The organism is Streptomyces sp. NPDC096046, from assembly GCF_040303285.1.
GTDB lineage: Bacteria > Actinomycetota > Actinomycetes > Streptomycetales > Streptomycetaceae > Streptomyces.
The window spans coordinates 185,800-197,154 of the sequence record NZ_JBEOSZ010000003.1 but is presented as its reverse complement, the minus strand read 5'-3'; the positions used below and the strand labels follow the sequence as shown (position 1 = coordinate 197,154).

The 11,355-nt window shown below is 70.8% G+C and carries 8 protein-coding genes; 6 read left to right on the top strand and 2 right to left on the bottom strand.

Annotation, left to right across the window (positions count from 1 at the left end; all coding sequences use genetic code 11):
* Window positions 1-9: 9 nt before the first annotated feature.
* Entirely contained in the window at window positions 10-246 is a 237-nt protein-coding gene (locus ABTX62_RS04715; RefSeq protein WP_352114803.1) for a DUF6191 domain-containing protein, read from the top strand.
* Window positions 247-637: 391 nt separating this feature from the next.
* Here ABTX62_RS04715 and ABTX62_RS04710 read toward each other — a convergent pair whose 3' ends face one another.
* Both ABTX62_RS04710 and ABTX62_RS04705 read right to left on the bottom strand, forming a co-directional pair.
* A complete protein-coding gene (locus ABTX62_RS04710; protein ID WP_352114802.1) occupies window positions 638-1,810 on the bottom strand; it encodes a PQQ-dependent sugar dehydrogenase in 1,173 nt (390 codons plus the stop codon).
* A gap of 123 nt (window positions 1,811-1,933) precedes the next feature.
* Window positions 1,934-2,932 carry an aldo/keto reductase gene (locus tag ABTX62_RS04705; RefSeq protein ID WP_283970168.1) on the bottom strand — a complete coding sequence of 333 codons (999 nt, stop codon included), beginning with the start codon at window positions 2,930-2,932 and terminating at the stop codon, window positions 1,934-1,936.
* Window positions 2,933-3,008: 76 nt separating this feature from the next.
* Here ABTX62_RS04705 and ABTX62_RS04700 point away from each other — a divergent pair, with 76 nt between their 5' ends.
* The 5 genes from ABTX62_RS04700 (at window position 3,009) to ilvC (ending at window position 11,116) form a co-directional block, all read left to right on the top strand.
* Window positions 3,009-3,959, top strand: coding sequence for a 2-hydroxyacid dehydrogenase (locus ABTX62_RS04700; protein ID WP_352114801.1), 951 nt, complete (start codon window positions 3,009-3,011; stop codon window positions 3,957-3,959).
* A gap of 427 nt (window positions 3,960-4,386) precedes the next feature.
* The gene (locus tag ABTX62_RS04695) at window positions 4,387-7,374 is read left to right on the top strand and encodes a putative bifunctional diguanylate cyclase/phosphodiesterase (RefSeq protein WP_352114800.1); all 2,988 of its coding nucleotides are present in this window, start codon (window positions 4,387-4,389) and stop codon (window positions 7,372-7,374) included.
* Between the two features lie 230 nt (window positions 7,375-7,604).
* Window positions 7,605-9,449, top strand: coding sequence for an acetolactate synthase large subunit (locus ABTX62_RS04690; RefSeq protein ID WP_352114799.1), 1,845 nt, complete (start codon window positions 7,605-7,607; stop codon window positions 9,447-9,449).
* 21 nt (window positions 9,450-9,470) lie between these two features.
* Window positions 9,471-9,995, top strand: a complete 525-nt coding sequence (gene ilvN, locus ABTX62_RS04685) for an acetolactate synthase small subunit (protein ID WP_010048631.1) — start codon at window positions 9,471-9,473, stop codon at window positions 9,993-9,995.
* 122 nt (window positions 9,996-10,117) lie between these two features.
* Window positions 10,118-11,116, top strand: coding sequence for a ketol-acid reductoisomerase (gene ilvC, locus ABTX62_RS04680; RefSeq protein ID WP_352114798.1), 999 nt, complete (start codon window positions 10,118-10,120; stop codon window positions 11,114-11,116).
* Window positions 11,117-11,355 lie beyond the last annotated feature (239 nt).

Genomic DNA, 11,355 nt, shown 5'->3' with positions numbered 1-11,355 from the left:
GCGTCGCGGATGCCGCGGGCCCCGCGGCCCTGGGAGGCTGAGTTGTTCAACGTGTTCGAGGAACTGTTCTCACCCGGGCGCAAGCACACCCGCGACGAGCAGAACCGCCTGGAACTGACCCGCGAGGACGTCGGGGACGGCGATCCCGGACGCGGGCCGATAGATCTCGCGTCCGGGAAGGTCGTCGTGCGCCCGCCCGAGGAGGAGCCGGAGAGCCCGGAACACCCGGTGGATCCGGGCCGCTAAGGCTCTTCTGACGGATCTCCGCGGCGTCGCGACGCCCGGCACGCTCCCCCGCTCTCGGCTTCGCTCGAACGGGAGGGGCCCCCACCGCCGCACCGCGCGAAAGCCCAGGTAGCTCCGCTACGAGGGCTTCCCCGCGGCACTCCCCCAAGCTCTTCGAGCAGGGGGGGACCCCCAGAGCACGCACCGAACGCCGCTCCTCCTCCCACGGAGATCCATCAGAAGGGCCTTAGGGGTCCTTTCACTATGCCCGTCCGGGTCGCGCGGCCTGGCACCGCACCTCGCCGCGTTGCCGAAACGCCCTAGTAGCTCCGCTACGAGGGCTTCCCGGCGCCTTGCGATGCACGGCACCAGACCACGTGCCCTGATCGGACGCTCATAGTGAAAGGACCCCTTAGCCCACCTTCAATTCGAGGATCCGGTCGTCCCCGTCCTTCGGGTCGCCCCGGCCGTCCGTGTTGCTGGTCACCAGCCACAGCCGGTCGCCGTCCGCCGGCACCACCGTGCGCAGTCGGCCGTACTCGCCCTCCAGGAAGGCCTGCGGCTCGGCCGAGGTCTCGGTGCCGTTCAGCGGGATGCGCCACAGCCGCTTGCCGCGCAGCCCCGCCATCCAGATCGACCCCTCGGCGAAGGCGATGCCGCTGGGGGAGGCCTCGGCCGTGCTCCACTGGTCGACCGGGTTGTGGAACCGCTTGTCGTCGGATCGGCCCTCGGCCTCCGGCCAGCCGTAGTTGTCCCCCGGCTTGATCGCGTTGAGCTCGTCCCACGTGTCCTGGCCGAACTCCGAGGCGAACAGCCGCTGCTCGTCGTCCCAGGCGAGGCCCTGCACATTGCGGTGGCCGTAGGAGTACACCGGCGAGTCCGGGAACGGGTTGCCCGGCGCCGGCTCGCCCTCCGGGGTCAGGCGCAGGATCTTGCCGCCCACGGAGTCCTTGTCCTGGGACAGACCGGTGTCACCGCTCTCGCCGGTGCCCACGTACAGCATCTTGTCCGGGCCGAACGCGATGCGCCCGCCGTTGTGGACGAAGCCCTTGGGGATGCCCCGGAAGACCGTGTCGGGCGCGCCGAGCTGCTCGCCGGGGGGCTTCTCCTCGTCGTAGACCATGCGGACGATGCGGTTGTCGGAGGCCGAGGTGAAGTACGCGTAGACCATGTGGTCCGAGGCGTATTGGGGGGACAGGGCGAGCCCCAGGAGACCGCCCTCGCCGGCTGCCGAAACCCCCGGCACCTCACCCAGTTCGGTCTTCTCGCCGGTCTTCTCGTCGACCCGGACGATCGTCCCCTCGTCCCGGGACGACACGAGCAGGTCGCCGTCCGGCAGCGGAGCGAGGCCCCAGGGGGACTCCAGGCCCTCGGCGACGGTGCGCACCACCTTCACCGAGCCCTTCGCGGGAGGTGGCTCCTCGGCGACCTGCCGCGGTGGCGCGGACGACCCCGGCGCCGTACGGCCGGGGGAGGAGCCGTCGTCGGCACCGGACGGCCCTTCGCCGTCGTTGGAGCAACCTGCCGTCAGCAGGAGCGCGGCGGCGGCCAGCACGGCCGGGACGGCTCGACGATGCACGATCATGGTCCCTTCGACGGGGCAGGTCTTCTCCCTGTCATACACCGCTCACGGCTCCGAAGTTCCCGATCACGCAAGGCCGAAACGAGAACACGGGGTTTGCCCGATACGCGCCCGGCGGGGGCCGGCTCAGTCCCACGACCCCTGGGCCGGTGGCAGCCGGGCCATCTCCCGGAGATCGTCGGGGGTCAGGCGCAGTGCCGTCGCGGCCGCGTTCTCCGTGACCCAGCGCTCCTGCTTGGTGCCCGGGACGGGGACCACGTGCGGGCCCTGGGCCAGCACCCACGCGAGGGCGACCTGGGCGGGCGTGACGTCCGCGCCGTGCCGGCGGGCCACGCGGCGCAGGCCCGCGACGAACGGCTGGTTCGCGGCCATCATCTCGGCCGTGAAGCGGGGGTGGCGGGCGCGCAGGTCGTCCGCCTCGAAGCCCGCGCCTGGCCGCAGTCTGCCGGTCAGGAAGCCGTTGCCCAGCGGCATCGCGGCGAGGAAACCGACGCCCCGCGTCCGGCACCACGGCAGCAGGGCCTCCAGCGCCTCCGGCGACCACACCGAGAGCTCCGCCTCCACCGCGCTCACCGGAAAGACCTGCTGCACCCGCTCCAGCTGCCGGATCGTCCCGTCGTGCAGCCGGGTCCCGGCGCGGCGGCCGGCCCGCGCGCCCACCGCGCACAGGCCCAACGCCCGTACCTTCCCGGCCCGGACGAGTTCCGCCATCGCGCCCCAGGTCTCCTCGACCGGCACCTCGGGGTCGGCCCGGTGCAACTGATAGAGGTCTATGACGTCCGTCTGGAGCCTCCGCAACGACGCGTCACAGGCCCGCTTCACATACCCGGGGCGGCCGTTGGCGACGATGTGCTGGTCGCCCACGAGCAGCCCGACCTTCGTCGACACGAACGCGTCGGACCGCCGCTCCTTCAGCGCCCGCCCCACCAGCAGCTCGTTGGTGAAGGGGCCGTACATGTCGGCCGTGTCCAGCAGGGACGCGCCCAGGTCGAGCGCCCGGTGCACCGCCCTGAGCGACTCGTCGCCGCGGCGTCGCGACGCGCTGTAGGCCCAGCTCATCGGCATGCATCCGAGTCCGACGGCCCCCACCGCGAGCGCCGCCGCGCCGATCGTCCTGCGCTCCACCTGGTCGTGACCCTCCCTGTTCCGGCCACCCAACCTAACCTCTGCCGTCGCACGCTCCTGACATAGCCTCCAGAGCATGACTGCTGACGTGTGGCTGCCCATCCCGCCGGACGAGATCGAGGGACTCCCCGAGGGTCCGGACTACCGGTTCTGGAACGGCGCCGAGGACTTCCCCGCGGACCCGGCCGACTGCGTCTTCTACGTCGTCCCCTACATGAAGCCCAGTCCGCTCTGCGTGCGTCCCCTGGGGCGGATGAGCAACCTGCGGGTCGTGCAGACCCTCTCCGCCGGCATCGACCACGTGGAGCCGGGGCTCGGGCACCTGCCCGCGGGCGTGCGGCTGTGCAACGCGCGTGGGGTGCACGAGGCCAGCACCGGCGAGCTCACCCTCGCGCTGATCCTCGCCTCGCTGCGCGGGATCCCCGATTTCGTCCGCGCGCAGGACCGGGGGGAGTGGCTCGGCGGGTTCCGGCCCGCGCTCGCCGACAAGAACGTCCTCATCGTGGGATACGGCTCGATCGGCGAGGCCATCGAGGACCGGCTCGTTCCGTTCGAGGTGGCGCGGGTGGCGCGCGTCGCGCGCTCCGAGCGCACCACGGCGCGCGGTCCCGTGCATCCGCTCACCGAACTGCCCGCCCTGCTGCCGGAGGCGGATGTCGTCATCCTCTCCACTCCGCTCACGGAAACCACCCGTGGCCTGGCCGGAGCCGACTTCCTGTCCCGGATGAAGGACGGCGCGCTCCTCGTCAACGTCGCCCGCGGCCCGGTCGTCGACACCAAGGCCCTGCTCGCCGAGCTGGAGACCGGCCGCATCACCGCAGCCCTCGACGTCACGGACCCGGAGCCGCTGGCGCGCGAACACCCCCTGTGGCGTGCGCCGGGGGTACTCATCAGTCCACATGTCGGCGGACCCACCTCCGCGTTCCTCCCGCGCGCCAAGCGGCTCCTGGTGGACCAGGTGCGCCGATATATGAACCGGGAGCCGCTCCGCAACGTGATTCTCACGACGGGTGCATCAACCGACTGAGAGACCTTCGAGTACCGTCCGCAATCCTTCGGGCGCGGTGGGTACTCATATACCTGTTGATCGTTACGGAGCGTAGAGAACCTATGTCCCTGAGTGACGAGACTGGTGTATCGTCCCGACAGGGGCAGCGCCGGGGACCGTTCGGCGCCGGGGACGGACACTTCAGACTGTGAGGGGGGCGACAGGCGATGCACGGCCTTTGGACGAGCGATCCGATGGGGCGGGGCGGCCGGCGGCGACCCTGGCGGACGACCGCCGGCGGACGCGGTCACCACGCCGGTCACGGCGGCCACCACACCCACCACAGCGAACGCCGCAGCGCACACCACACCGAACAGAGTCACGGCCCCCGCAGGCCCGGCAGCCGCAGAAGGCAGCACCAGCCGGTCCACCGGGACCCCGGAGCGGTGCGGACCGGGAGCACCCGGTGAGCGCGCCCCCCACCCCCACGCTGGACGGAGCGCTGCGAGCACAGCCTTCGTCACCGAGCGCGCTGCTGCCTCGCACGCCGGTCTCCGGCCGCCGGCCGGGCCCGGCCCTCCAACTCGCCCTCGCCCTGGTCTGCGCGGTATACGCCATCGGTGCCGCGCTCGGCTGGGGCTCGAACGAAGTGGCCCTGTTCATGGGGGACTTCGGGCTGAGCGCAGCGGCCGGCACCGCCGCCGTCTCGTGCTTCCTCTACGCTCGCAGCCGCCGCACCCGCTTTCGATCCGCCTGGCTGCTGTTCGGCCTGTCCTCGACCATGGCCGCCCTGGGCAACCTGGTCTGGGGGTGGTACGAGGTGGTCCTGGGACTGCCCGTGCCCAGTCCCAGCTACGCCGACCTGTTCTTCCTCTGCTTCGCGCCGCCCGCCATCGTCGGGCTGCTCGTGCTCGCCAAGCGGCCGGTGACCAAGGCCGGCTGGGTCTGCCTCGGGCTGGACGCCTGGCTGATCGGCGGCTCGCTGCTCACACTGGCGTGGAGCCTCGCCCTCGCCCAGGCCGCGAGGTCGGAAGGTCCCGGGGTGGCGCACATCGCGCTGTCGCTGGCCTATCCGCTGCTCGACATCGCGCTGGTCAGCATGGTGCTCGCCCTGCACTTCAGGCGGTCCGCGGTGAACCGCTCCGCGGTCAACACCGCCATCGGTGCCCTCGCGCTGACCGTGATGTGCGACGCCCTGTTCACCTCGCCGCTCATGCGCTACGACTACCGCTCCGGCCAGCTGCTCGACGCGGGCTGGTTCGCGGGCTCGCTGCTCCTGGCGTACGCCCCGTGGGCCGGGACCCGGGACGCCGACCGGCACGGCACGGGGCACACCCGCGTGGTGCACGAGCACGTGCCCGGGCAGCGCGGCGGATCCCACCAGGCGCCGCTGCCGGGCACCGAGCACAGCCGGTACCCGGCCTCCCGGCCCATCGCCGGCTCCCTCGCCGCCCTCACGCCGTACCTCGCGGCCGCCGTGTGCACCCTGGGCATCCTCTACAACGTCCTCAACGGTCGCAGCGTCGACCGCGTGGTCCTGCTGACCGGGGGCACCGTGGTCCTCGCGCTCGTCGTGCGCCAGGGCATCATGCTGCTCGACAACATCACCCTCACCCAGGAACTGGCGCAGAAGGAGAACCACTTCCGCTCCCTGGTGCAGGGCTCCAGCGACGTCATCATGATCGCCGCTCCCAGCGGCGTCCTCAGGTACGTCTCCCCGGCCGCCGCCGGAGTGTACGGCCGCTCGGCGGAGGAGCTGGTGGGTACGGAACTGGCCGGCCTGATCCACCCCGAGGACCTGGGGTGCGTCGTGCACGAGGTGCGCAGATTCCTCGCGGCCCACCCCGGCGAGGAACCCACCACCCGCATCGAGTGCCGCTTCCGCTCGGGCGACGGAGGCTGGCTGAACGTCGAGTCGACCGTCAACCGCCATCACGGCGGCCTCATCTTCAACAGCCGGGACGTGACCGAAAGGGTGCGGCTCCAGGCCCAGTTGCAGCACAACGCCGAACACGACCCGCTCACCGACCTGCCCAACCGCGCCCTGTTCACCAAGCGCGTCCAGCACGCCCTCTCGGGCCGCCGCGCCTCCGACCGGGGCGTGGCCCTGCGGAACACGGCCGTGCTCTTCATCGACCTCGACGGTTTCAAGGCCGTCAACGACACGATCGGGCACCAGGCCGGGGACGAACTGCTCGTCCAGGCAGCCCGCAGACTCCAGGAATCCGTCCGGCACGGCGACACCGCCTCCCGGCTCGGCGGAGACGAGTTCGCGGCCCTCATCGCGGGAGACAACACCCGCGACCGGGAGGCCCGGGAGCGGCACATCCTGGAGCTCGCCGACCGCCTCAGGACGACGCTGTCCCAGCCCTACCTCATCGACGGCAACGATGTCCGGGTCAACGCCTCCATCGGCGTCGCCTTCGCGGACGCCGGCCTCGGCGCGGGCGAACTGCTGCGCAACGCCGACCTGGCCATGTACCGCGCCAAGGCCGGCGGCAAGGGCCGCGTCGAGCTGTACAAGCCGCAGATGCAGCAGGACGTCGTCCGCAAGGCCGAGCTGGCCACCCGCCTGCGGGCCGCGCTGCACGACGGGGAGTTCGCCCTGCTGCACCAGCCGGTGGTGTCCCTGGAAGACGGCCGGATCACGTCGGTGTCCGCGCAGGCGCGCTGGCGTTCCTCGCAGGGGGTGCTCTTCACCCCCGCGGAATTCCTGCGGGTTGCCGAGGACAGCGACAAGACCGCCGAGCTGGGCCGCTGGATGATCGAGGAGGCCGTCGAGCAGGCCGCCGAGCGGCACGCGACCGGGCTGTCCGTGCCGGTCGTCGTCCGGATGAGTGCCCGCCGGCTGCTGGACCGGTCGATGCCTGCGGGCTCGATCGAGGCGCTGCTCACGCGGCACGGGTTGCCGCCCGGGGCGCTGATCATCGAGCTGTCGGACGCCGACCCCAGGGTCTCGCTGGACGAGCTGGAGCGGCGCCTGAGCGCCCTGCGGCGGGTCGGTGTACGGATCGCGCTCGACGGGTTCGGCAGCGGCTACGCGGCGATCACGGCCCTCAGGCGGCTCCCCGTCGACGTCCTGAAGCTCGACCGCGGCCTGGTCGACGGCGTCGTCGAGTCCGCACGGCTGTACAAGATCACCAGCGGGCTGCTGCGCATCGCCGGCGATCTCGGGCTGAAGTCCGTGGCCGAGGGGGTGGATCTGCCCGAGCAGGTCATCGCCCTGCGCGCGATGGGCTGCACCCACGGGCAGGGCATGGCGTTCTCCGGGCCGCTCGACGAGTACCGGCTGCGCCGGTCGCTCGCTTCCGGCCGCTATCCGGTGCCCACCGGACCGGTCGAACCGGCGTTCGCGGGGGGCAAACCGCGGGTGTACAGCTCAGGTGTGTCCGCCGTCATCGGAGGCGGCACGGCCCTCCGTTCACATAATGAGACTCCCGTCCCACCCACTTGACAGTGAGTGCGTGCCGGGGGGAGGGTCAGTGCCATGCGCACCCGAATTCTCGTACTTGGAAAGCGCGTCGGCTGACGCTGAGCCTCGACCGCTCAGCGACCCCACCCGGCGCGCTCCCCTCGCTTGCCTCATGGCACGAGGGGTTTTTTGTTGCACAGGCGCCTCTCGTGCGGCAGCCGAAGACCGTCCAAACCTCGCAAAAACCCTCAGCATCTGAGAAGAGAATGCCGATGACCGAGCAGGCCACCGGGGCCCACCACCCGCAGCCCCGGCCCCGATCCGGAGGACACTCCGCCGCCGAGCAGGTGACGGGCGCGCAGTCCCTCATCCGCTCCCTCGAGGAGGTCGGCGCCGACACGGTATTCGGCATTCCCGGTGGTTGCATCCTCCCGGCGTACGACCCGCTGATGGACTCCACCCGCGTCCGCCACGTCCTGGTGCGCCACGAGCAGGGCGCCGGTCACGCGGCCGAGGGGTACGCGCTGGCCACCGGCAAGGTCGGCGTCTGCATGGCGACCTCGGGCCCCGGCGCGACCAACCTGGTCACGCCGATCGCCGACGCGCACATGGACTCGGTGCCGATGGTCGCGATCACCGGGCAGGTGGCCTCCAAGGCGATCGGCACGGACGCCTTCCAGGAGGCGGACATCGTCGGCATCACCATGCCGATCACCAAGCACAACTTCCTCGTCACCAAGGCCGATGACATCCCGCGGGTCATCGCCCAGGCCTTCCACATCGCCTCCACCGGCCGTCCCGGCCCGGTCCTGGTCGACATCGCCAAGGACGCCCTCCAGGCGAAGACCACCTTCTCCTGGCCGCCGGCCATGGACCTGCCCGGCTACCGCCCGGTGACCAAGCCGCACGCCAAGCAGATCCGCGAGGCCGCCAAGCTGATCACCCAGGCCCGCCGGCCCGTGCTGTACGTCGGCGGCGGGGTGCTCAAGGCCCAGGCCACCGCCGAGCTGAAGGTCCTCGCCGAGCTCACCGGCGCGCCCGTCACCACGACCCTGATGGCGCTCGGCGCGTTCCCGGACACCCACCCGCAGCACCTGGGCATGCCCGGTATGCACGGCTCGGTGGCCGCCGTCACCGCCCTGCAGAAGGCCGACCTGATCGTCGCCCTCGGCGCCCGCTTCGACGACCGCGTCACCGGCAAGCTGGACAGCTTCGCCCCGCACGCCAAGATCGTCCACGCCGACATCGACCCGGCCGAGATCGGCAAGAACCGCGCCGCCGACGTGCCGATCGTCGGTGACGCCCGCGAGGTCATCGCCGACCTGGTCCAGGCCGTGCAGAAGGAGCACAGCGAGGGCCACCGGGGCGACTACGGCATGTGGTGGAAGGACCTGAACCGCTGGCGCGAGACCTACCCGCTCGGGTACGACCAGCCCGATGACGGCTCGCTCTCCCCGCAGCAGGTCATCGAGCGCATCGGACAGCTCGCCCCCGAGGGCACGATCTTCACGGCGGGCGTCGGCCAGCACCAGATGTGGGCCGCGCACTACATCGAGTACGACAAGCCGGGCACCTGGCTGAACTCCGGCGGCGCCGGAACCATGGGCTACGCCGTCCCGGCCGCCATGGGCGCCAAGGCCGGCGCGCCGGACAGGGCGGTCTGGGCCATCGACGGCGACGGCTGCTTCCAGATGACCAATCAGGAGCTCGCCACCTGCGCCCTGAACAACATCCCGATCAAGGTCGCCGTCATCAACAACGGCGCCCTCGGGATGGTCCGCCAGTGGCAGACCCTCTTCTACAACCAGCGGTACTCCAACACCGTGCTGCACTCCGGCCCGGACGACGTCAACCCCGAGGCCCGAGGCACCCGCGTCCCCGACTTCGTGAAGCTGTCGGAGGCCATGGGCTGCTACGCGATCCGCTGCGAGTCCCCGGACGATCTCGACAAGGTCATCGAAGAGGCGAACTCCGTCAACGACCGCCCGGTCGTCGTCGACTTCATCGTCCACGAGGACGCGATGGTGTGGCCGATGGTCGCCGCCGGCACCTCCAACGACGAGATCATGGCCGCCCGGGACGTCCGCCCCGACTTCGGCGACAACGAAGACGACTGAGAGCCGTAAAGGAAGCAGATCATGTCCAAGCACACGCTCTCCGTCCTGGTGGAGAACACCCCCGGCATCCTCGCCCGGATCGCCGCCCTGTTCTCCCGCCGCGGCTTCAACATCGACTCGCTCGCGGTCGGTGTCACCGAGCACCCCGACATCTCCCGCATCACCATCGTCGTCGGCGTGGAGGACCTGCCGCTGGAGCAGGTCACCAAGCAGCTCAACAAGCTCGTCAACGTGCTGAAGATCGTCGAGCTGGAGCCGTCGCAGGCGGTGCAGCGCGAACTCGTCCTGGTGAAGGTGCGCGCCGACAACGAGACGCGCTCCCAGATCGTCGAGATCGTCCAGTTGTTCCGCGCCAAGACCGTCGACGTCTCCCCGGAGGCCGTGACCATCGAGGCCACCGGCTCCGGCGAGAAGCTGTCCGCGATGCTGAAGATGCTGGAGCCGTACGGCATCAAGGAGCTGGTCCAGTCCGGCACCATCGCGATCGGCCGCGGTGCCCGTTCCATCACGGACCGGTCGCTGCGTGCCCTGGACCGGTCGGCGTAAGACCCGAAAGCGGGCGGTCGGCGCGCCGCCGGCCGCCCGTATTCCGAGACCCTCAAGCTTCCCTTCCGCCCCCCGTCATACGGTGGGACGCAACACCTGCACTCCCGAGGAGAGAACCCAAAGTGGCCGAGCTGTTCTACGACGCCGACGCCGACCTGTCCATCATCCAGGGCCGCAAGGTCGCGGTCATCGGGTACGGCAGCCAGGGCCACGCCCACGCGCTGTCGCTCCGTGACTCGGGTGTCGACGTCCGCGTCGGTCTGCACGAGGGCTCCAAGTCCAAGGCGAAGGCCGAGGAGCAGGGCCTGCGCGTGGTGAGCCCGTCCGAGGCCGCCACCGAGGCCGACGTCATCATGATCCTCGTCCCGGACCCCATCCAGGCGCAGGTCTACGAGGAGCACATCGCCCCGAACCTGAACGACGGCGACGCGCTGTTCTTCGGCCACGGCCTGAACATCCGCTACGGGTTCATCAAGCCCCCGGCCGGCGTCGACGTCTGCATGGTCGCCCCCAAGGGCCCGGGCCACCTGGTCCGCCGCCAGTACGAGGAGGGCCGCGGCGTTCCCTGCATCGCCGCCGTCGAGCAGGACGCCACGGGCAACGCCTTCGCGCTGGCCCTGTCGTACGCGAAGGGCATCGGCGGCACCCGCGCCGGCGTCATCAAGACGACCTTCACCGAGGAGACCGAGACCGACCTGTTCGGTGAGCAGGCCGTCCTCTGCGGTGGCACCGCGGCGCTGGTCAAGGCGGGCTTCGAGACGCTGACCGAAGCTGGCTACCAGCCGGAGATCGCCTACTTCGAGTGCCTGCACGAGCTGAAGCTGATCGTGGACCTCATGTACGAGGGCGGCCTGGAGAAGATGCGCTGGTCGATCTCCGAGACCGCCGAGTGGGGCGACTACGTCACCGGCCCGCGGATCATCACGGACGCCACCAAGGCCGAGATGAAGAAGGTCCTCGCCGAGATCCAGGACGGCACCTTCGCGCAGGCCTGGATGGACGAGTACCACGGCGGTCTGAAGAAGTACAACGAGTACAAGCAGCAGGACTCCGAGCACCTGCTGGAGACCACGGGCAAGGAGCTGCGCAAGCTCATGAGCTGGGTCGACGAGGAGGCGTAAGCCGCCTGCCCGGGTCCTGCCGTCACCTTCCCGTCGTCCGCCCGCCGGGCAGGCGGGAAGGTGACGGCAGGACCCGAGGGGCCGGAGCATCCCGCTCCGGCCCCTTCGGCGAACCCCGGGTAACGTCGGTGGTACGGCGTTGTCCATCTCGTCCGGCCACGGACGGGTGATCCTTCCGCAGCGGCACAGGACGATGCCCCCGGCGCCACTAGACTGCTGCACACATACGCGTCAGGCCC